We start from the raw sequence: 22,441 nt of genomic DNA on the forward strand, positions 1-22,441 counted from the left end.
ATGCTTACGGCGTCACTGGCCCGCCGCACAAGCGAGAAGCGGTACTCGCCCGCTCGCTGCGGCGCTCTGGCCGGGGCAGCCGAGCGACTTTCCGAGAGGCCGACCGTGTCGACGTTTCCCAGTGCCGCAGCCGCATCCGACGAACGTCTCGCTCATCTGCGGGCGGAAGTCGCGCTGTTTATGCGCGACCATGTATTGTCCCTCGTATCGCACGATCTCCGTAGTCCGCTCAACGCCATTCATAGCTGGGCCTACGTGCTCGAGCGCAAACTGGACGCCTGCGATGCTTCGGCCCAGCGCGCGTTGGCCGGCATCCGCTCGGGCGTGGAGCAGCAGGTGAAGCTGCTCGAGGACGCAGTGGACAAAACCCGCGCCGAAACGAAATCGCTGCCGTTGGCGCGTGAGCCCTTCGTGATCCGCGCCGCGCTCGAACGAGCGATCGGCGATGCACGCCGGGCGCTATTGGATGCGCGCCGCACGCACGCCGAATTGGACGGCTCGCTGGATGCCGAACGATGCGACGGCGACAGCGAGCGTCTTGCGCAAGCGCTTTGGACGATGCTCGTATTCGCTTCGGAAGCGAGCGCGCCGGGGAGCACGATTGCGCTGAAGACGGCCGTGGAGGCGGGTTTTTGGCGCAGCGAAGTCGTCTTTACGCCGAGTTTCGCGGCTTTGGCCGACGCGGATGCGCCCCATGCGTTGGAGCCGTTCGCGCGCACGCAGGCGATGGCTCCGCGCGAAGCAGGCCGTATTGCCTGGGTATTGGCGTTGGTGCAGCGCGTTGCATTGGCGCATGGCGGCACCTTCGAGCAAGGCGCAACGAGCGACGGCGAGCCGAGTACGCTTGTGCTGCGCGTGCCGCTGTCGGCCCAGTAAGCGCGGGGGCGCCGCCGCCCCCGTCGCGGGCGCCCCCAACTAATCGCGCGGCACGCCTTCTTCCACGAGCAATGCGACCGGCAGTACGCTCAAGGCGTCGCGCAGATAGAGCTTGCCCGCCGCATCGGCTTTGGGCGCGGCCGGGCTGAGGCAGTCGAACAGCGCGCGCCCAGCAAGCGCCGCGGGCAGTGCAATCGACGTATCTTCCCATTGCTCGGGATCGACGTGCGGAACATCGCGTGATGCCGAGACCAGCGAGGATGCGAGCCGAGTCGCGATGACGATCGCATACGCATCCCCGTGCTGCCGCGCGAACGCGATCGCATGGCGTGCACGCGGGCCCGTTACCGTCAGCGGAATATAAGAGCCTTCCAGAAACAGCGCCGGCGACACGGCGCGCAAGGTCAGCGCGCGATGCACGATGCCGAGCTTGACGCGGCCGTCGCGCCAGTTCGGTAATTGATCGCTCGGCGGCGTGTCGACGAGCAGGCGGTGGCGTTCGCCGAAGTCGACGGGCCGGCGATTGTCGGGATCGACGAGGCTGAAATCCCAAAGCTCGGTGCCTTGATACAAGTCGGGCACCCCCGGGCATGTCATGCGCAAGAGCGTCTGCGTCAGGCTATTGATCGCGCCCGCGCGTGCGATCCTGCCCACGAACGACGACAGTTCGCGCAGGAAACCGTCGCGCCGCTGCGGCGCCAGGATGTCGAACAGAAATGCCCGCGACGCTGCTTCATACGCTTCGTCGTTCGCATGCCAGCTCGTTTGCAGCTTCGCTTCGCGTGAGGCCTTCAATTGCCATACCGCAATGCGTTCCGCGAAGGCTTGCACCCCTTGCTCGTCCGCGTGATCGAGTCCGTAAGGCCAGGCGCCCACCAGCGTTTGATAGAGCATGGCCTCGGCGGCCGGACCCGGCGCCCAGTCGGGAAGCGTCCCGGGCAGCGGGGTACACGCGAGCGAGAGACCGGCCGATGCGGCCTGTCCGGTATCGTCGGGCGTTTCGGCTACGCGACCAGCGTCGGCCTCGGCGTTCTCCGCGTCACCGCCCGTTCCGGTGAGATCCTGTTTGGCATCGAACGCGCGACGGTGCGGAGCGTTCAGCGTCGACCAAGCGCGCAACGTGGCGGTCCATTCCTCCGCCATTTCGCTGAGCACGGCGAGCCGCGCGCGCACGTCTTCTCCGCGCTTGTGATCATGCGTGGCGGTCGTGATCAGGGCATGCGCAAAGCGCTGAGCCCGTTCGAGATTGGCGGCATGAAACGCATCGACGTCGAGCGCGAACTCGCCCGGGTCGGCGCCGACTTCGTTGCGCGAGAGCAAGCGGCCATAACGATAAAAGACGGTGTCCTCCAGCGCCTTCGCCGCCAAGGGTGCTGTGACTTGCGCGAAAAGCGTCGCGGCCGTGCGCCGCTCCCGGTGCGCGAGCCCATTGGCAGCCGCGGTCGCGGCTCCGTTCGCGTCGCCCACGCGGTTATCGCTGCTCGGGCCGTTCAGCGATGCCGCGACGTAGGCTAGTACCGGGTGGTCGCCGCGAGCGAGCGAGCGGCGCGCGCCGTCGAGCGCTTGACGGAAATACGCTTCGTCGGCGCTCGTGCGCGCGCCGCCTAACGGATACATCCGGTAGACCGGAAAGTGCGCGGCCAATTCGGCCAGTACGCGGCGGATGGACGTGTAGGTGAAATCGCGGCTCGCCGGCTGCTCTCGTGCGATACGATGCATGCCGCGGGCCGCCCGGTCCAGTTCCGCGGACAAATTTTCCGCGAGGATCTTGCGCCGCGCCTGGCAAACGAGTTCCGCGTAAGGTTCGTTGGATCCGGAAAGCTCGTTCCACGTCGCCGTCAGCGTCGGCTCGCCGCGCGGATCGTGCAGCAGGGCGCCGACGTCGTTCATGAAGTCGTAGCCGGTGGTGCCGTCCACGCCCCAATCGCTCGGCAGCGCCTCGCCGCGTGCCAGGATCTTTTCGACGACGACATAGGGGCGCGACCCATCGAGTTGCGGCGGCCGTTCCGATTCGCGCTCGACGAGCTTTTCGCGCAGCCGTTGGCAATATTCGCGCGGGTCGACGAGGCCGTCGACGTGATCGATCCGTACGCCATCGATCACGCCTTGCGCGAATAGGCGCAACACGAGCGCATGCATCGCGTCGAACACCTCCATTCGCTCGGTGCGCATAGCCGCCAGCGTGCCGATGTCGAAAAAGCGGCGCCAATTGACTTCGTCGGCCGCCGTCCGCCACCACGCGAGGCGAAAGAATTGGCGTTCCAGCAATCGATGCAAGCGCTCGCGCGAGGCGGCCGCGTTCGGCGCATAGGCGGCCAGGGCCGCGTCGAACGGTTGCGATCCGTGCGCCGATGCGAAAGCGCGCAGCGCTTCGCGCGCGGCTTGGGCGAGGGAGCGCTGCTCGGGCTGAACCGTCAAGCCCTCGAAGTGTTCGGCGAGCGCCGTGAGTTCGGGGTGATGAGCATGCGCGGCACCGCGCAAGATAAGCGGGTAGTCCACGGGGCAAATCGGAAATCGATGCTCGCCGTAGGTGACGAAGAACCGGCCTTGGCCGGCATCGAACGAGAGAACGATACGGCCTGCCGCGAGTTCTTCGCCATAAGGCGCGCCCAAGCATGGCGCCAGGACTTTGCCGCGCAGCGCCGGATCGGGCGAGTGCCAATCGATATCGAAATAACGGGCATGCGTAGCATGCCGGCCCCATTCCAAAATGTCGAGCCACCATGCGTTATGACCGCCCGCGATGCCCATATGGTTCGGCACGATGTCGGCGATGAGCCCCATCTGCCGCGCATGGACCGCGTCGGCCAAGCGCAGCAGTCCGGGCTCGCCGCCGAGTTCGGGGTTCACGCGCGTGTAGTCGATCGTGTCGTAGCCGTGCATCGAGCCGGGCACCGATACGGTGATCGGCGACAAGTAAAGGTGGCTCACGCCGAGCGCGGCGAAGTAATCGACGTGCGCGAGCGCGTCGTCGAACGTGAAGCCTCGATGCAGTTGAAGGCGTAGCGTGGAGCGCGGGACGGTCATGGCGTGCGGGACGGTTCTGGGGCGGGGCCGTTGCGAGGGCGCGCGGCGCTCGTGCGCCTGCTCGCCAAGGCGAGCAAACGATCGGTCAGCGCGCCGCCGCCGAACAGTGCGTCGATCGGCGCGGCGAGGCGCCGGCGCCAATTCGGGTGCTCGTCGACGGAGCCCGGGAGGTTGGGTTGTTCGGCGAGGCCCAGCAGGTCCTCGAGCGGATAGAGGGCGAGCGGCGCCGGCGTCGATGCGACGAAGGCCAGCGCTTCATCCACGGGCGCCTGCTCCTTCGGGGGCGCGCCCACGTCGGCAGGGGCGACGCCCGCTTGCTGGAACGCGCGCCACAACGCATGACGATCGGCCGCGCGTTCGGCATTGGCCAGCGCGACGGGGTCGCGGCCGTCGGCGCGCGGGGCGGTCTGGCCGATCTTGTCGCGCCAGACGATATCGTGGCCGCTCCACCAGCCGGCGACGGTCGGCAGGTCGTGCGTCGTCGTCATGGCGAGCGAGGTGCGGCTCCAGCGCGCGGGCGGCGTGAAGCTGCCGCCGTCCTCGCTGCGCTCGAACCAAAGCACGCTCATGCCGAGCAGCCCGTGGCGCGCGAGACGCTCGCGAAATCCCTCGGGAACGGTACCGAGGTCTTCCCCGACGACGATCGCGCGATGACGCGCCGATTCGAGCGCGATGAGCCGCAGCAGATCGGTGATCGGATAGCGCAGGTAGGCGCCATCGGCCGCGCTTGCGCCTTCGGGGACGAGCCATAAGCGTTGTAGGCCAAGGACGTGATCGATACGCAAGCCGCCGCCATAGGCGAACGTCGCGCGCAGCATATCGATGAATGCACTGAATCCTTGCATGCGCATGGCGCGCGGCGAGAACGTCGTAAGTCCCCACGCTTGGCCGGCTTGGTTGAACAGATCGGGCGGCGCACCGACGGAAACGCCACGCAGCATGTCGTCCGGGTAGGACCAGGCATGGCTGCCGGCACCGTCGCAACCGACGGCGAGGTCGGCCACCAACCCGATCGCCATGCCGCCCTCGCGCGCCGCCTGATGGGCGCCGCTCAATCCCTTGGCGGCGAGCCACTGTAAGAACACGTGGAAATCGACTTCGTGACGATGCTCGCGCGCGAATTCGTCTACCTCGGGCCGGCGCGGATCCGTGAGCGCGGCGGGCCAGTCCCGCCAGTGTCCGATGCCGTGCGAGCCGCGCTGGAGCGCATCGATGGCTTCGAAACGCGCATGGTCCTCGAGCGCGCGCGCGCCTCGCGTGCGGAACGCCTCGAACTCTTTCGCGAGCGGCGCCGCCGCGATGCGCTCGTGACGGCAGAACTGCTCGTAGAGCGCGCGTAGCAGCGTGAGCCGCAACCGCAACCCGCCGGGCCAATCGATGAGCGGCAGCGCCTCGAGCGCGGCCCATTGCTGTCGAGGGGAAGCGCCGCCGTCGGCCGAGACCGTATCCAGGGCCGCTTCGAAGGCCTGTTGTCCGAGGACCGCTGAAGGATCGATATGGCCGACGTTCAGAAACAGCCTGGACGACGGCGCGTACGGACTGAATTTGTGCGGATCCGCGCTGAACATGGCGTGCGTGGGGCTGATCGCCAAGGCGTCCGCGCCTTCGGCCGCGCTGCGTCGCGCGAATTGCGCAAGCGCCGTAAAGTCGCCGATGCCGCCGTCGCCGGCCCGGCGCAAACCGTAGAGCTGCGCGCCGATACCCCAAATCGCCGCGGCGCGCGGCGCATCGGCATCGCTGCGGCGCGCGCGCTTGCCGTTCGCCGTCGCCGCATCGCGGCAGGCGTCTTGCACGGTATAACAGCGCTGCGGCGCGACGGCCAAGCGAACGCGTTGATCGCCGAATTCGAGCGTGTGATAGCCGGGCTCGGCGATCGGCGCGAGCAGTGCGGTCTCTCCCTTGGGCAGGCCCAAACGCCCTTCGACGATACCGCCGTTCTCCAGCTCGATGCGATAGGCCACGCCGGACCGGTTCGGGGAAACGGGAATCGCGGTGGCGCGATGGCATTCGGCCGTCACGAGCGGTGGCAGCGTCTGCGAGGCGCGCTCCGCATCGAGCATGGCCAGCGTTTGCCGGGCTTCGTCGGCCGTCGCGCAGGGCAGTCCCAGCGCGTTCAGCAGCGTCGCCAGCGTTTCAGGCCTGACGCGCTGAGTACGCTTGTTCGCGTCTTCCCAATGCACTTCGAAGCCGACGCGCGTGGCGATCTTCTCGATCGCATCTTTGCCGAGCGGGGACGACGACGTTCCGGGTCCGCTCATGCCGTGCCCCCTCCCGATGCCGGAGTGCGTGCGTCGTGCGAGAGTGCGAAGGCGTTGACGTCGCCCGTCAGCCAAGCGACGCACGAATAGCCGGGCAAGTGGTATAGCTCGATGCTGTCGCGAGCGCGCGGCGGCGTTTCGAAGATGACCCGGCCGTCGGGGCGTTGATCGAATGGCAGCGTGTCGGACGACAAATTCAGCGCGATCGTCAGCGTCTCGCCGTCGCCCAACCGCCAGCGCGCGAGCAACGCATTGGCGTCGTGGCCGACTTCCGTGCGCAACAGCGAAACGCCGTCCGAGCGCGTGCCTTTCAGGCGCGGTGCGATCAATTTCGCGCGCACGGTCAGCGCCGAGCGGTAGAAGTGCAGCCACGCGTCGCGTTCGCCGCGGGCGGCGTTCGGCTCTTCCTCCGTGGGTGGGGAGGACAGGGCGAACGTTTGGACGGCGTTCGGATCCGGGATGCGCGCGCGCCGCTCGGGATCCGTGAACGCGGAGAACTTGGCGAATTCGCGCCGCCGGCCTTCGCGCACGGCTTCGGACAGTTCGCCCGCGTAATCGGTGAAGTAGAGGAAAGGCTGCGTCGAGCCGAATTCTTCCTCCATGAACAGCATTGGAATTTGCGGCGAGAGCAGTAGCAGCGCCGTGGCCGCGAGCAACGCCTGCGGCGCGCACAGGGTGCGCAGGCGCTCGCCGAACGCACGGTTGCCGATCTGGTCGTGGTTCTGCAAGAACATGACGAACGCCGTAGGCCGTAGCGCCGCGCTCGGCTCGCCGCGCGGTGCGCCGTCATGGATCGGCGAGGGATCGCCTTGGTAGACGAAACCCTCCGATAGCACGCGTGCGAGCTTGGCGATGGGACGCTCCGCGTAGGCTCGGTAGTACCCTTCGTGTTCGCCCGTAAGCAGCACGTGCAGCGTGTTGTGCGCATCGTCGTTCCACTGCGCGTCGAAATGCGTCTGCAAGAGACTCGCCGTGTTGTGCTCGTTTTCGAGCACCAGATGGATATGCCGTCCGCGCTCCGTCGAGGCGCGTACGCGGTCGGACAGCTCGCGCAGCCAGCCGTCGTCGCCGATGGCATGGACGGCGTCCAGGCGCAAGCCGTCGAAGCGGTATTCGTGCAGCCAATAGAGCGCGTTCTGAATGAAGAATTCGCGCACTTCGGTGCGGCGGAAATCGATGGCGGGACCCCACGGCGTCGTCACGTCGTCGCGGAAGAACGCCTTCGCGTATTGCGCCAAGTAGTTGCCGTCCGCGCCGAAGTGGTTGTAGACCACGTCGATCAACACCGCGAGCCCTAACTCGTGCGCCTGGTCGATCAGCGCTTTCAAGTCTTCGGGGTGTCCATACGCGGAATCGGGTGCGAAAGGCAACACGCCGTCGTAGCCCCAGTTGCGCAGGCCGGAGAAGTCGTTCAGCGGCATCAGTTCGATGGCCGTGACGCCCAATTGCGCTAGATGAGGCAGGCGCCGAGCAACGTTCGCATAGCCGCCCAGCGCCCCGACGTGCAATTCGTAGATGACCATCTGTTCCCACGGCCGGCCGCGCCACTCGGGATGCCGCCATCGATAAGCGAGTGGATCGACGACTTCGCTCGGCCCATGCACGTCGTCCGGTTGAAAGCGCGATGCGGGATCGGGTACGGCCAAATCGCCGTCGAGCCGATAGCGATAGAGCGTGCCGGCCCCGCATTCGGCCTGGCCTTCGAACCAGCCGTCGCCGGCGGGCGTCATGTCGACGACGCCCGCCTTGCCGTCATATTCGTATTCCACACGTACGGCGGCGCACGACGGCGCCCAAAGCCGAAACTGGGTCCGCGATGCTTCGTTCGCGCCGGCGCGAATCAACTCGGCGCCGAACGTCAGCCGATGCGCGCGGCGATCGTGCGAATCGGTTTTGTCATCAGACATTACAGCGGCTCCTTGGTCGGAAAGGCAGGACCCTCGTCAATCGTCAGTCGTCAATCGTGCGCGATGCGCTCGTCAGGGGACGTCATCGCGCCGTTCGTCGGCGCCGGCCTAGCGGCGAGCAGTACGAACCCATGAGCGCCGACTTGTAGCTGGCCGCCACCGAGCGGATGCTCCGCGGCTCCGGGGTCAGTGGTGTCGGCGAGCACAATCCATTCCAGGCTCGGCGCCGGCGGCACGAATGCAATTGCCTCGTGTGAGCCGTTGTGCATCAGGAGCAACACCTCGATATGCCCTTCGAGGTCCGGGCCCGCGCGGCGCAAGGTCAGCGCGCGCGCCTGCGGCGCCTGCCATGCGGCATCGGTTAGCGCCTCGCCGCGCTCGTCGAACCAGGCGACGTCCTTGATCCCGGGCAGCACGTCGGCATCGCCGCGCAGAAAGTGCGTATCGCGCAGCAACGGGTGTTGCCGGCGCAATGCGATCAGGCGCGACGTAAAGGCGGTTAGCGCCTGGCCTTCCTCGGATTCCGCGAGCGTCCAATCGAGCCACGAGAGCGCGTTATCCTGGCAATAAGCGTTGTTGTTGCCGCGCTGACTGCGTCCGAACTCGTCGCCGGCCGCGAGCATCGGCGTGCCGAGCGACGTGAAGACACTCGCAAGCATCGATCGTGCAACCCGCGCGCGCATCGCGGCGATCGAGGCGTCGCCGGTCGGACCTTCCACGCCCCAGTTCGCGCTGCAATTCTCGTTGTGGCCGTCGGCGTTGTTTTCGCCGTTCGCTTCGTTGTGCTTGCGTTCGTATGAAACGACGTCGGCCAGCGTGAAGCCGTCGTGCGAGGCGACGTAATTGACCGATGCCCAAGGCCGCCTGAACCGGTGATTGAACAGTTCGGCCGAGCCGGCGATACGCGCGGCGAGTTCGGCGCGCATCCCTTCGTCGCCGCGCCAGAAGCGTCGAATGCAATCGCGGAATTTATCGTTCCACTCGCCAAAGCCCGGCGGATGACGTCCGACTTGATAGCCGCCCGGACCGACATCCCACGGCTCCGAAATCAGTTTGCGTTGCGACAGCACCGGGTCTTGGCGAATGACGTCGAAGAAGCCCGAGCCCGGATCGAATCCGGTCCCCTCGCGCCCTAGCGTGACGCCCAGATCGAAGCGGAATCCGTCGATATGGAAGGCGTTGACCCAATAGCGCAACGAATCGATGACCATTTGCAACACGCGCGGATGCGACAGATTGAGCGTGTTGCCGCAGCCCGTATCGTTGATGTAGTGACGCTCGTCGCCCGGGATGAGCCGGTAGTAGCTCGCATTGTCGAACCCGCGCCAGGACACCGTGGGACCGAGCTCGTTGCCTTCGCAGGTGTGGTTGTAGACGACGTCGAGAATGACTTCGATACCGGCCGCGTGCAATTGCCGCACGGCAATGCGCATTTCGTTCAAACGCCGCGTCGAGAGGTACGACGCATGCGGCGCGAAAAACGCAGCCGTGTTGTAGCCCCAGTAGTTCGTCAAGTTGCGTTCGAGCAAAAAGCGCTCGTCGAGAAACGCGTGAACCGGGAGCAGTTCGATGGCGGTGATGCCGAGTCGATGGAGATGATCGATAAAGCGCGGCGACGCGAGCGCGGCGAACGTGCCGCGATCGTGTGGACGGATATCGGGGTTGAGCATCGATACGCCGCGCAGATGCGCTTCGTAAATGATGGTCTCGGGCCACGGCACATCGGGGCGCACGTCGCGCGACCAATCGAACGCTTCGTCGATGACCACGCACTTCGGTACGGCGGGCGCGGAATCGCGCTTATCGAATGAGAGGTCCTGACGGCTCGAATGCACGCGATAACCGAACAGCGCATCGGCCCAGCGGAACGGCCCCGTCAATTTCTTCGCGTACGGATCGATCAATAGCTTCGCGGGATTGAAGCGATGGCCATACTGCGGCTGATAAGGACCGTGTGCGCGAAAACCGTAGACCGTGCCCGGATGCGCTCCAGGCAGGTAGCCGTGCCAAACCTCATCGGTGCATTCGGGCAGCGGCAGGCGCGCGAGTTCCTTGTGGCCCGCGGGATCGAACAAACATAGATCGATCTGCTGCGCATTGGCCGAGAACACGGCGAAATTCACACCGAGACCGTCCCACGTCGCGCCGAGCGGATACGGTGCGCCGGGTTCGAGCCGATCGGGTAACGAATTCGCCATGCCGCGTCCTTATAGTCCATTTTTGTCGATGAGCGCAGCCGGAAACCACCCGGCCAAGCGATGCCGTCATGGCCGAGTTCACTCGGCGCGCAGCACGATCGTCGCGAGCGGCGGCAGCGTCAATACGACCGATTGCGGTTTGCCGTGGCTCGGCACCTCCTCGGTCACGACGCCGCCGTTGTTGCCCACGTTCGAGCCGCCGTACACCGCCGCGTCGGTGTTGAGCACTTCGCTCCACCAGCCTGGGCGCTGCATGCCGATACGGTAGCCATGGCGCGGCACCGGCGTGAAATTGCAGATCACCGCCACTTCGCGCCCGGCGCCGTCGCAACGCCGATAGGCGAATACGCTGTTGGCGCTGTCGTCGCCGACGAGCCACTCGAAACCGCCGGGCTCGGCATCGAGCGCATGCAGGGCGGGCTCGCTCGCATAGAGGCGGTTCAGGTCGCGTACGAGCGTTTGCACGCCGTGGTGCATCGGCTCGTCGAGCAGATGCCAGTGCGGGGACGCATCGTGATTGAATTCGGCGTACTGCGCGAGTTCTCCGCCCATGAACAGGAGCTTCTTGCCCGGGTGCGACCACATGAACCCGAAGTACGCCCTTAAATTCGCGAATTGCTGCCAGCGGTCGCCGGGCATTTTGCCGAGCAGGGAGCCCTTGCCGTGTACGACCTCGTCGTGCGAGAGCGGCAGGACGAAGCGCTCCGAATACGCATAGACCATCCCGAACGTCATGTTGTGATGGTGATAGCGCCGATAGACGGGGTCCTCGTGCATGTAATGCAGCGTGTCATGCATCCAGCCCATGTTCCACTTGAAATCGAAGCCTAGACCGCCGTCCTCCGGACGCGCCGTGACGCCGGGCCATGCGGTCGATTCCTCGGCGATCGTGATGGCGCCCGGTACGCCCGGTGCGTATCGGACTTCGTGGTTGACCCGCTTCAAGAACGCGATTGCCTCGAGATTTTCGCGCCCGCCGTAGATGTTCGGTACCCACTGGCCTTCGGCGCGCGAGTAATCGCGATAGAGCATCGAGGCTACGGCGTCGACCCGCAGCCCATCCACGTGATAGCGCATCAGCCAAGCGAGCGCGGATGCGACCAGGAACGCGCTGACCTCGTTGCGGCCGAGGTTGTAAATCATCGTGTTCCAGTCTTGGTGATAGCCCTCGCGCGGATCCGCATGTTCGTAAAGGGGCGTGCCGTCGAATTGAATGAGCCCGTGCGCGTCGTTCGGAAAATGCGCGCTGACCCAGTCCAAAATCACGCCGAGCCCCGCTTCGTGCGCGCGATTGACGAAATGCGCGAAGCCTTCGGGCGGGCCGAAACGCGCCGACGGCGCGAACGGCGACAGCGGTTGATAGCCCCACGATCCGCCGAACGGGTGCTCGGCGATGGGTAGAAATTCGACATGCGTAAAGCCCATCCCGAGGGCGTAGGGAATGAGGCGGTCGGCAAGTTCGTACCAATCGAGGCCGCGGCGGCCGTCTTCCTCGACGCGCAACCAAGACTCGGCATGAACCTCGTAGATGGAGATCGGCGCACGCGCGTTTTGCAGCGAGGCCCGGTTGGCGATCCAAGCGCCGTCCGTCCAAGCGAACTGCTCGATTTCGCGCCAATCGGCTACCACCGATGCCGTCGCCGGGGTCCGCTCCGTTTGCAGTGCGCACGGATCGGCTTTCAGCGGCAGCGTATGTCCTTCGCGCGCGACGATTTCGTACTTGTACCGCGCGCCGGCGGCGAGCCGCGGTATGAACAGCTCCCAAACGCCCGCGACATGGCGCAAGCGCATCGGATGACGGCGGCCGTCCCACGAGTTGAAGTCGCCGACGACCGATACGCGCTTCGCGTTCGGCGCCCACACCGCGAAGCGCACGCCCGGCACGCCTTCGAACGTACAGGGTCGCGAGCCTAGGCAATCGAGCACGGCATAGGGATCGGCGCGTGCCAAGCGCGAGAGCGCCTCCTCGGACAGCACCGGCCCGAACGAGTAGGTGTCCTCGATTTCTTGCTCGACGCCATGCCAATCGATGCGCAGGCGATAAGGCTCGTCGCGTGTCACGAGCCCGCCGAAGAGCCCGCGTGCGTCGATCGGCGAAAGCTTGCCGAGGCACTCGCCGTTCGCGCGCGAGTGCACCGCGACGCTAGATGCGCCCGGCAACATCGCGCGCACGGCGTGTCCCGAGGCGGTCCGATGCGGACCGAGCTGCGAGAAAGGATCGGGATGCCGGCCGTCGACGAGTGCTTCTATATCGACGGGGTGCATGCCCACCGCGGGATCTCGGTCTGCGATCTCGCTCACGCGTGAAGGTTGATCGTTCATGGAACCCATCTAAGCAATCTCACGTTTGCGCGGGCGCGGATGCTGCGCCGCGCGAGTCGGTTTCACCGAGCAGCCGCGATGCGAGCGCGGCGAGGCCCCGCAACGGCAGCCCGAGCCAGGTAGGACGGTTCGCGGCTTCGTAGCGAACCTCGTAGGCCGCCTTCTCGATCAGGAAGAGGTCGAGCAAAATACCCTCGGCCTCCGGCGAGACGAGCGGATGGACCGCATGCGAAACAGCTTCGCGATAGCCGTCCAGGAAGCTTTGCTGCCCTTCCTCGCGGAAGCGGTCGAACAGCGCGCGCTTGCGGTCGGCCGTCGGCGCGGGCGCATTTTCCGATGCGGGCTGAGCCGCCGCGCTGGCGTAGGAGAGCGAGCGCAGCATGCCCGCCACGTCCACGAGCGGACTGCGTTTCATGCGCCGTTCGTCCAACGGGCGGGCCGGTTCGCCTTCGAAGTCGATCAGATAGACGTCGCTTTGGGCGATCAAGACTTGGCCGAGGTGGAAGTCGCCGTGCACGCGAATACGCAGCGCGTCGAGCTGATGCGGCACGTGCTTCTCGAGCGCGGCAACGAGCGCGGCGCGCCGATCGACGAGCGTTTTGGCGAGCGTGCGCGTCTCGTCGTCGATCGCGGTCTCGGATTTCGCCACTTCGGTCGCAAGCACGTCGAGCGCTTGTTCGAGCATGGTGCGAGCGCCTTCCACCCACCCGCGCACATCGGCGCGCGTGGCTTTTTCGGGGGCGAACGCGGGATCGTCGCACGGCGCGGCCAGGGCCGCGTGCAATTGCCCGAGGCGCCGGCCGATCGTCCCCGCAAGGGCCCGGTAGCCTTGGAATTTTTCGGCGTCCGGTTCGTCCGTTTCGGGGGCGAGCGCCAACTCGTCGATGACGCGGCGCAGGTAGTCGAGCGCCCAATTCCAGGCATCGCCCTGATTGTCGATAAAGCCTTGCAGCAGGGCGAGCGTGTGCGGGGTGCCTTGCGGATCGACGCGCACGACCTCGCCGAAGAGCGGCGCCGTATTCGCATAGCCGATCTCGGTCAGGTGCCGGCTCATTTCCGCTTCGGGATGAATGCCGCCGATCAAGCGGCGCACGAGCTTGAGCACGGCGCGCTCGCCGACGATCAGCGAGCTGTTGCTTTGCTCGGCCGAGATCCAACGGATTTCGGGCGTGTCGCCGAGGTCGTCGAGTTCGCTGAAGCGCTCGGTCGGCACGAACCGGATCTCGCTCTTTTGCACCGTGGGAATGACGGCCTGCTCGCGCAGCTTGTGCAACACGGCATGCGCGAACAGCGGCAGCGAGAAGGCGTCGGTCAAATGGCCGATGTTGCGGCCGCGGCGCACGCGCGCCAGCGCTAATTGCATGAAGAGCGGCACCGTCGTGTCGGTCCCCCACGTGATCGCGAGCGGCAAGACGTAGCGTTCCGTGTGACGGCCGACATCGGCTTCGATCTCGGTGAAGGCGAAGCCCGCGTCGGGAATGGTCGTCAGTGCGGCCAGGCGGACCGAATGGAGCTTTTGATCTTTCGATGCGAACCAGCGGCGGCGCGTGAGGTACGACGGCAGGACCTCCGATTCGAGCAGCCGCACGTTCTCGGGCGTGGGGCCCGTTTGACCCGCGCGTAGAACGATCGTGACGAACTCCGGCAATTGTTCCGAGCCCGGCTGCGCCCAACTGGGCCGGTCCTCGCGATTGCACAGCAGGAACCACAGGAACCCGTACGGAGGAAACGTCAGCAGGTAGGTCAATTGGCCGATCGCGGGGAAAACCGAGTCCGCGGTCATTTCCACCGGGACGCGCCCGGCGAACTCGGAGAGATCGAGCTCGACGGCCTGCGGCGCACGCGACAAGTTCGCGACGCAAAGGATCGGCGCCTCGCCTTCCATCTCGCGCAGATAGGCCAGAATCTTTCGATTCGAAGGACGCAGGAAGCGGATCGTGCCGCGGCCGAACGCGCGTTTGGAGCGGCGCGTCGCCAGCATGCGGCGGGTCCAGTTGAGCAGCGAATGCGGGTCGCGCGTTTGCGCCTCGACGTTGATGGCGTCGAAGCCATACAGCGTGCCCATGACGGGCGGCAGCACGAGTTGCTCGGGATCGGCGCGCGAAAAGCCGCCGTTGCGGTCGGACGACCATTGCATCGGCGTGCGCACGCCGTCGCGATCGCCGAGGTGGATGTTATCGCCCATGCCGAGTTCGTCGCCGTAATAGATGACGGGGGTACCCGGCATCGATAGCAGCAGCGAATTGATCAGTTCGATGCGGCGCCGGTCGCGTTCCATCAGCGGCGCGAGCCGGCGGCGAATGCCCAGATTGAGCCGTGCGCGCCGGTCGCTCGCATAGGTGTTCCAGAGATAGTCGCGCTCGGAATCGGTCACCATCTCGAGCGTGAGCTCATCGTGGTTGCGCAGGAAGATCGCCCATTGACACGAGGGCGGAAGCTCCGGCGTTTGCCGCATGATGTCGGTGATCGGGAAGCGGTCCTCGCTCGCGATCGCCATATAGATGCGCGGCATGAGCGGGAAGTGGAAGGCCATGTGGCATTCGTCTTCCTGACCGAAGTACTCTTGCACGTCTTCGGGCCATTGGTTTGCTTCGGCCAGCAGCATCCGGTTCGGATACTCCGCGTCGATCGTGGCGCGGATGCGCTTCAGAATCGCGTGCGTTTCGGGCAGATTCTCGTTGCTCGTGCCTTCGCGTTCGACGAGGTAGGGCACGGCATCGAGCCGTAATCCGTCGATTCCCATGTCGAGCCAGAAGCGCATGACCTGCAGCACCTCGCGCAGCACCGACGGATTGTCGAAATTCAGATCGGGCTGGTGCGAATAGAAGCGGTGCCAATAGTAGGCGCCGGCCACGGGATCGTGCGTCCAGTTCGACGGCTCGGTATCGATGAAGATGATGCGCGTGCCTTCGTACTTCTTGTCGGTGTCGGACCAGACGTAGTAGTTGCGATGATTGGAACCTGGTTTCGCGCGGCGGGCGCGCTGGAACCACGGGTGCTGGTCCGACGTGTGGTTGATGACGAGTTCGGTGACGACGCGCATTCCGCGCGCATGCGCGCCTTGGATGAAACGGCGCAGATCTGCGAGCGTGCCGTAGTCGGGGTGCACGTTGCGGTAATCGGCGATGTCGTAGCCGTCGTCGCGCCGCGGCGACGGATAGAACGGCAGCAGCCAGATCGTATTGACGCCGAGTTCCGCGATGTAATCGAGCTTCGCGATGAGGCCCGGAAAGTCGCCGACGCCATCGTTGTTGGCATCGAAAAACGACTTCACGTGTACCTGGTAGATGATCGCGTCTTTGTACCAGAGGGGGTCGTCCGACAGATGCGAATTGGCGGTGCGCCGAGCTGAGCTCGCACGCTGCTTCGATTCCGACTGCGTCAAGGCCGTGTCCAAGGGTTGGTCCTCACGCTTCATGGCTGTTCTCCGAGCCGCCGTGTTGATCATGGCCGGGGCGGCTTTGCTCGCCGGGCCGGTGCGGTGATGTCTGGGCGCGTTCGTCGTGCGGCAAACCCGCGGCGGGCGCGACTCGCCAAATGGCGAAGGGGCGTGTATCCGGTTCGATCCTCACGTGCTGGCGCCGTCCTCGCCATTCGAGGCGCTGCCCGGTGACCAGATCGGTCACGGCCAGCGCGTCCCATTCCTGCATACGCCAATGTTCGAATAGATGTCCGGGCAGTTCGAGATCGGCCTCTTGCGGCGTGAACGGATCGAGACTGATGGCGACCAGCACGACGTTTTCTCTCGCACGCGTGGCCTTCTCGAAGAACAGGATTCGATCGTTGTGCGCGGTGAGGAACGTGAGGCCGAGATGCGAGTGCAAGGCCGGGTTTGCGCGGCGAATGCGGTTGAGCAAGGTGACGATTCCGACGATATTGCCGGGCCGATTCCAGTCCCATGCGCGCAGTTGATACTTTTCCGAATCGAGGTACTCCTCGCTGCCGGGCAGCGCGGCGGATTCGCACAGCTCGAAACCGCTATAGACGCCCCATAGTCCCGACAGCGTCGCGGCCAGCGCGGCGCGGATCATGAATCCCGGCCGGCCTTGCGATTGCAAATGGCGCGGATTGATGTCGGGCGTATTGACGAAGAAGTTCGGCCGGAAGAACTCGCGAACGTTCGTTTGCGTGAGTTCGGTCAGGTACTCGGTGAAGTCTCGTTTCGATTCGCGCCAGGTGAAATACGTGTACGACTGCGAAAAGCCGATCTTCGCGAGGCGGTACATGAGCCGCGGGCGCGTGAACGCCTCGGAAAGAAAAATGACGTTGGGGTCGCGCGAGCGGATATCGGCGATCATCCACTCCCAAAACGGCAACGGCTTCGTGTGCGGATTATCGACGCGAAAGATTCGCACGCCGGCATCGATCCAAAAACTGATGATGTCGCGCAGCGCGATCCAGAGCGCGGGCTTCGCGTCGTGCGCATAGAACTCGGGATTGACGATGTCCTGATACTTCTTCGGCGGATTCTCGGCATAACGCAGCGTGCCGTCCGGGCGCCAGGCGAACCAGGTCGCGTGTTCGGTCAGCCACGGGTGATCGGGCGCGCATTGGATCGCGAAATCGAGTGCGATTTCGAGCCCATGCGCGTGCGCGGCCGCCAGCATGCGCTTGAAGTCCTCGAGGGTGCCGAGCTCGGGATGCACGGCCGTATGCCCGCCTTCGTCACTGCCGATCGCATAGGGACTGCCGACGTCGCCCGGCTGCGCATTGAGCGTGTTGTTGCGCCCCTTGCGATTGATCTTGCCGATCGGGTGGATCGGCGGAAAGTAGAGCACGTCGAAGCCCATGTCCCGAATGCGCGGCAGTTGGGCGATGACATCGTCGAACGTGCCGTGACGGGAGCCGTCGCCGCTCATCGAGCGCGGGAAGATTTCATACCAGCTCGCGAAACGGGCCGCGGCGCGCTCGGCGTCGATGCGATAGGTCGTCGTGTCCCGCGAGAGGAACGGACGATGGCGCGCCTTTGCGACCACGGCCGCCGTTTGCGGCGATAGGATGGCTTCGATCCTCGCGGCGTGGCTCGCGTGCGAGAAGCGCTTGGCGATGTCCTTCAATTCGGCGATGGCCGAGCGCTGGGCCGCGTATTCGCGATGATCCTGATGAATCTGCTGCTGCGCGCCGGTTTGGTCGGCCGTTTCGGCTTCGGCGAGGACGCGGGCTAGCAGGTGCCGGGCCTCTTCGAGTTCGAGTTCCACCGATTGATTCGCGTCGAGCTTCTTGCGGATGTGGTCGACGAGCGAGGCGAAGTCATCGCGCCAGGCAATGACGGTGAACTCGTAGCGACCCACGCGCGTCAGCGTGATCGAGGCGCGCCACAGATCGAGGCCGGCCGGCTGGGCCGGTTGCATCGGTGCTTCGCGCCATGCCGTCTCGTCCGTCGCGCGCCAGATCACCGCGGCCGCGATCTTGTCGTGGCCTTCCGCGAAAATCGCCGCCTCGATGTCGATCTCTTCGCCGACGATGCGTTTGGCAACGAATCGTCCGCCATCGACGCTAGGTGTCACGCTTTCGATCGCGATGCGCGGTGCGGCAATCGCTTCGGTGGCCGATGCCACCGAGGCGCGCTTGGTCGTTTGCCGTGCGGCGACCTTCGGGCAGGGCCGCGCGCGGTAGAGAAGCGTCTCGCCGGGCGCGAGCGTGAACGGCGCCAACGGCTCCGCTTCTTCCTTGCAGGGGCTCGCCAGCGGTTTGAAGGCCATGAAGCTGCCCGGCACGCCGTCGAGAAAACGAGCGGGTGCGACGAACGCCGGCCGCGTTAGATCGGGATTGGCGATCAGCAGGACGGCTTCGCGCGCATCGCGCAGGTCGCCGCACTCGCCGCGCAATACGGCGGCAACGTTGGCGCCGGCGGCCGACAGTTGGCGCAGTTCGCCGACACTCGACAGCAAGGGTGTCTGCTGGCGCAACCTATTGGCTTGTTTGATGTTCTCGCTCAGGTCCAAGCGCGCCGCGGCGCATGCTTGGCGATATCGCTCGGCGCTGCCTGCCGTGGCCCGGTACGAGAGCGGCTCGGCAATGCCGTATTCGAAGCCCATCGGGACGAGCCAGCCGGTGCCGAGCGAAGCGCTCGTGGCGATCGCGCGGCGATAGGCGCGTTCGATCACCGCCGCATCGGCGGCGTGGGCGAATTCGCTGACGAGCCGGGCCCCGTACGGCGCTTCGGGAAAGGCGATCGGTGCACCTACGCGCACGAGCGCGGCATGTTCGTCCGCGAGCCAATCTTCGCGATAGTCCCACCAGCGCACCGAGGAGAAGACGCTATCGAAGCGTGCGCGGGCAAGTTCGGTGAGGTCGCCGCGCGAGAGTCCCGGCGTGGAAGCGAGCATGCGCACCGTATCGCGCCGCGCGCGCACAGCCGCGCGCAACTCGAGCCATATGTCGATGGGCACGCGGTGCGGCGAATCGAAGCGAAAGCCGTCCACGCCCGCGTCGGTCAGCGCGACGAGCCGCTTGCTCCACCAGGCGCCCAATTGGGCGGCCGCGTGCGGATCAGCGAAGTTGGCGTAAGCGGCGTTGTCTTCCTGCGCCGCGTGGCGCGGATCGAGCCGTACGTGCGCGCTCTCGTACGGATGAAACCACGCCGGATGGGCTTGCAGCAGTTGGCCGTCGGCCGCGACGCGATCGAGTACGAGATCGATCAACAGCGAGAGACCCGCGGCGTGCGCATGTTCGGCCAGTCGATGCAGACCGTCGTCGGCCTCGCCCGAGGTCCCAAATATCGAATGTAGCCGAGCATGGTCGGCGACGAGTTGCGAGTGTCCCGCTCGCCCCGTGGCGAACGGCGAGCCGATCAATACATGATCGAAACCTAGCGCTGCCGCTCGCTCGAAGTGGGCGGGCCAAGCCTCGAGCGGCCCGATGAGCGAGGGATGAAGAAAATAGATACGCGGCGCATACGCGAGACGGTGTTCCATCGGTCCGTTCCAGTTCGTCGGCGATGTGGATGCACGTCGGACGTGCGATCGCATCGCTTGTGTCAGGCGGCGCTCGATGACCCGCGCGCCGGCGCGGGCTTCGCACCCGGATGGGCGGTAGGCATGAGCGCGCGCGAAAGCGGGAAGCACGATGCATGCCGCCGAGTCCGAAGCGGTGTCCGCGTTCGACGAACGGGAGGCGTCGATGGGGGTAAGTATGCGCGCACCGCATGAGCCCGGCATGGGGTGTTGCGTTCGCGTCGTGCGAGCGGCCGCCGGGCCGGTCATCGACTAGTCTGGGTAGCGCATTCGTCAGTTCAGCGCGGTGTAAATGTGACAGATGCAGGCGCGTTTTTACAGCGGCGAGCCGGCGTCGATCCCAAAACGTGCCGCGCGCGTCTGCCAATTCGTGCCTAGGCAGACAAGAGATAAGAGATAAAAGACAGCGGACGCCCCATTTCCGGACAAGATCGTTTCCAGACCCCATGTGGTACCTATCCACTTGCGTATGCCGATTGTCTAAATGCTGGGACGCGGCTATAGTCGCAGCCAATGGGTGACACCTGAGGGTTACTACGGATAAGAAAGACCGCTACGGCTAGGGCGGCAACAGACCGGAATCGGGGGCAAGATCGTCGGCCAATGCCGGCGGCGCGATGAACACGATGCTGGAGCCCACATGACAGAAGCTCGAACCGGCCGGCCGCGCGAGGCGCAGCCGGCTGCCGCTCGCAGGGACTTTCTGCTGAGCGCCGGCGCCTCCGCGGTAGCGCTCGCCCTCGCGGGGACCGTCGGGCTACCGCTCACGATGTCGCGCGCGTTTGCCTTCGCGCCCCCGGCCGGCGGCGGTCTCGACGCGTTCACGGCACTGACGAAGCAATTGACGGGGCGCACGACGCTCGACGCCACGCTCGCCTCGCGCATCTATAACGCGCTGTCGAAGTCCGATAGCGCATTCGTCGCCAATGTCGCCGCGCTGAACACTTGGCTCAAAACGCACGCCGGCGTGCCGAGCGATCAAATCGTGCCTGTGCTGCAAAGCCAAGATCCGGTCCTGGCCAAAGCCGTCGTCAATATTGTGCGAGCCTGGTATCTCGGGCTCGTCGGCCAGATGCCGACCGTTCAAGTGGTCGCTTACGAACACGCGCTGATGTTCGACCCGGTGAGCGACGTACTCACGATCCCTTCGTATTGCCGGGACGTGCCGTTTTATTGGACGCAGAAACCGGCCGGCGTGTGAGACGGCCATCCGAGGCGCGATGCGGGCGCGAGCTCGCGCGCCGAACGCGTGCGGCACCGAGCAAAACCGAAAAGGCGAAGCGTCATGGCAAACAACTCTTCGGCCGACGTCGTGATCGTCGGCTCGGGCGTGGCGGGGGGACTCGTCGCCCATCAACTCGCATCGGCGGGCGCATCGGTGATCGTTCTCGAAGCGGGACCGCGTCTGGCGCGCTCGCAGATCCTGAGCAACTTTCGCAATTCGCCGGCCAAAGGCGATTACGTCTCGCCGTATCCATCGATGCCCTATGCGCCGCATCCGCAATATTCTCCCGCCAATCAGTACCTGATTCAAAAGGGGCCCACGCCGTACAACGTGCAGTACCTGCGGCTCGTGGGCGGCACGACCTGGCACTGGGCCGCGGCTGCTTGGCGCTTGCTGCCTTCCGATTTCAAGCTGAAAACGACGTACGGCGTCGGCCGCGATTGGCCGATTCCGTACCAAACGCTGGCGCCTTGGTACGACGCGGCCGAAGCCGAACTGGGCGTGTCGGGGCCCGCCCTATCCATCGATCTCGGCTCGCCGCGTACGAAACCGTACCCGATGGCGCAGTTGCCGCTGTCCTATATGGACGCGAGGTTCTCGGACGTGCTCAATGCGAACGGCTTTAAGGTCGTGCCCGAACCGATGGCCCGCAATAGCCGCCCTTACGATGCGCGCCCGACGTGCTGCGGCAGCAACAACTGCATGCCCATTTGTCCGATTGCCGCCATGTATTCGGGCATCGTTCATACGGACAAAGCGGAGGCGGCCGGCGCGAAGCTGATCGATCGCGCCGTCGCCTACCAGATCGAGGCGGACGGCACCGGCCGCATCGCGGCTGTGCATTACAAGGACCCGTCGGGCGCCGCGACGCGTGTCGCCGGCAAGCACTTCGTTCTCGCGGCCAACGCCATCGAAACGCCGAAGCTGATGCTGATGTCGACTTCGAGCAAGTTTCCGAACGGCATCGGTAATCGCTCCGATCAAGTCGGACGCAATTTGATGGACCATCTCGGCACTCTCGTGCACTTCATGGCGAACGAGGCCTTGTGGCCCGGACGCGGACCGATGGAAATGACGTCCGTCGTCAATTTTCGAGACGGGGCGTTCCGTTCCGAGTACGCCGCGAAGAAGCTGCATCTGTGGAACGGCGACGGCACCATCGGCAACACGCAGGCGTTGCTCGACGAAGGGGTGACGGGACCCGAACTGGACCGGCAGATTCGCGAACGCAGCGCGCGCCGGCTGACGGTCAACAGCTTTCACGAGCAATTGCCGCATCCCGAGAACCGTATCGTGCCTTCGGCCACTCACAAGGATGCGCTCGGAATTGCGCAGCCCGAGGTGTCGTACTCGATCGACGATTACGTGAAAAAGAGCGCGGTTCACACGCATGCGCTTTATGCGCAGATCGCGGATTTGTTCGGCGGCACCGAGGTGACGTTCGGCGACAGCTTGGGTCCGAACAGCCACATCATGGGCACGACGATCATGGGCAGCAATCCGAACGATTCCGTCGTGGACGCCGATTGCCGGACGCACGATCACCCGAATCTCTTCCTGGCGACGAGCGGCGTCATGCCCTCGGCCGGCTCCGTCAACTGCACCCTCACGATCGCCGCGTTGGCGTTGAGGGTGGCCGATACGTTGAAGCATGAAATCTGAACGAATCGCG

General features: G+C 65.3%; 10 protein-coding genes. 3 read left to right on the forward strand and 7 right to left on the reverse strand.

Features of this window, described 5'->3' with window-relative positions:
* Positions 1 to 105 precede the first annotated feature (105 nt).
* The gene (locus tag DXT59_RS21435; protein WP_240324617.1) at positions 106 to 876 is read left to right on the forward strand and encodes a sensor histidine kinase; all 771 of its coding nucleotides are present in this window, start codon (positions 106 to 108) and stop codon (positions 874 to 876) included.
* A gap of 39 nt (positions 877 to 915) precedes the next feature.
* Here DXT59_RS21435 and treY read toward each other — a convergent pair whose 3' ends face one another.
* The 7 genes from treY to DXT59_RS21470 form a co-directional block, all read right to left on the reverse strand.
* A complete protein-coding gene (gene treY, locus DXT59_RS21440; protein ID WP_116138898.1) occupies positions 916 to 3,903 on the reverse strand; it encodes a malto-oligosyltrehalose synthase in 2,988 nt (995 codons plus the stop codon).
* The gene (gene malQ, locus DXT59_RS21445; protein WP_116138899.1) at positions 3,900 to 6,161 is read right to left on the reverse strand and encodes a 4-alpha-glucanotransferase; all 2,262 of its coding nucleotides are present in this window, start codon (positions 6,159 to 6,161) and stop codon (positions 3,900 to 3,902) included. The genes treY and malQ overlap by 4 nt, the downstream gene beginning before the upstream one ends.
* Positions 6,158 to 8,068 carry a malto-oligosyltrehalose trehalohydrolase gene (treZ, locus tag DXT59_RS21450; protein WP_116138900.1) on the reverse strand — a complete coding sequence of 637 codons (1,911 nt, stop codon included), beginning with the start codon at positions 8,066 to 8,068 and terminating at the stop codon, positions 6,158 to 6,160. The genes malQ and treZ overlap by 4 nt, the downstream gene beginning before the upstream one ends.
* 50 nt (positions 8,069 to 8,118) lie before the next feature.
* Positions 8,119 to 10,266, reverse strand: a complete 2,148-nt coding sequence (gene glgX / locus DXT59_RS21455; protein ID WP_116138901.1) for a glycogen debranching protein GlgX — start codon at positions 10,264 to 10,266, stop codon at positions 8,119 to 8,121.
* 78 nt (positions 10,267 to 10,344) lie between these two features.
* Positions 10,345 to 12,558 (reverse strand): 1,4-alpha-glucan branching protein GlgB, encoded by a 2,214-nt coding sequence (gene glgB / locus DXT59_RS21460; RefSeq protein ID WP_116139063.1) that lies wholly within the window; start codon positions 12,556 to 12,558, stop codon positions 10,345 to 10,347.
* A gap of 49 nt (positions 12,559 to 12,607) precedes the next feature.
* On the reverse strand, positions 12,608 to 16,006 hold the full coding sequence (treS, locus tag DXT59_RS21465; protein WP_116138902.1) for a maltose alpha-D-glucosyltransferase: 3,399 nt from the start codon (positions 16,004 to 16,006) through the stop codon (positions 12,608 to 12,610).
* The gene (locus DXT59_RS21470) at positions 15,996 to 19,505 is read right to left on the reverse strand and encodes a maltotransferase domain-containing protein (RefSeq protein WP_116139065.1); all 3,510 of its coding nucleotides are present in this window, start codon (positions 19,503 to 19,505) and stop codon (positions 15,996 to 15,998) included. The genes treS and DXT59_RS21470 overlap by 11 nt, the downstream gene beginning before the upstream one ends.
* 679 nt (positions 19,506 to 20,184) lie before the next feature.
* On the opposite strand from DXT59_RS21470, the gene DXT59_RS21475 reads away from it, so the two are divergent.
* Positions 20,185 to 20,745 (forward strand): sugar dehydrogenase complex small subunit, encoded by a 561-nt coding sequence (locus tag DXT59_RS21475; protein ID WP_116138903.1) that lies wholly within the window; start codon positions 20,185 to 20,187, stop codon positions 20,743 to 20,745.
* Positions 20,746 to 20,829: 84 nt separating this feature from the next.
* Entirely contained in the window at positions 20,830 to 22,431 is a 1,602-nt protein-coding gene (locus tag DXT59_RS21480) for a GMC family oxidoreductase (RefSeq protein WP_116138904.1), read from the forward strand.
* Positions 22,432 to 22,441: the final 10 nt, after the last annotated feature.

The organism is Trinickia diaoshuihuensis, assembly GCF_003390925.1.
Lineage (GTDB): Bacteria > Pseudomonadota > Gammaproteobacteria > Burkholderiales > Burkholderiaceae > Trinickia > Trinickia diaoshuihuensis.

Coding starts and splice junctions, on each gene's coding strand:
- treY (WP_116138898.1), bottom strand. CDS start 3,903: ATGACCGTCCCGCGCTCCACGCTACGCCTTCAACTGCATCGAGGCTTC.
- malQ (WP_116138899.1), bottom strand. CDS start 6,161: ATGAGCGGACCCGGAACGTCGTCGTCCCCGCTCGGCAAAGATGCGATC.
- treZ (WP_116138900.1), bottom strand. CDS start 8,068: ATGTCTGATGACAAAACCGATTCGCACGATCGCCGCGCGCATCGGCTG.
- glgX (WP_116138901.1), bottom strand. CDS start 10,266: ATGGCGAATTCGTTACCCGATCGGCTCGAACCCGGCGCACCGTATCCG.
- treS (WP_116138902.1), bottom strand. CDS start 16,006: ATGAAGCGTGAGGACCAACCCTTGGACACGGCCTTGACGCAGTCGGAA.
- DXT59_RS21470 (WP_116139065.1), bottom strand. CDS start 19,505: ATGGAACACCGTCTCGCGTATGCGCCGCGTATCTATTTTCTTCATCCC.
- DXT59_RS21475 (WP_116138903.1), top strand. CDS start 20,185: ATGACAGAAGCTCGAACCGGCCGGCCGCGCGAGGCGCAGCCGGCTGCC.
- DXT59_RS21480 (WP_116138904.1), top strand. CDS start 20,830: ATGGCAAACAACTCTTCGGCCGACGTCGTGATCGTCGGCTCGGGCGTG.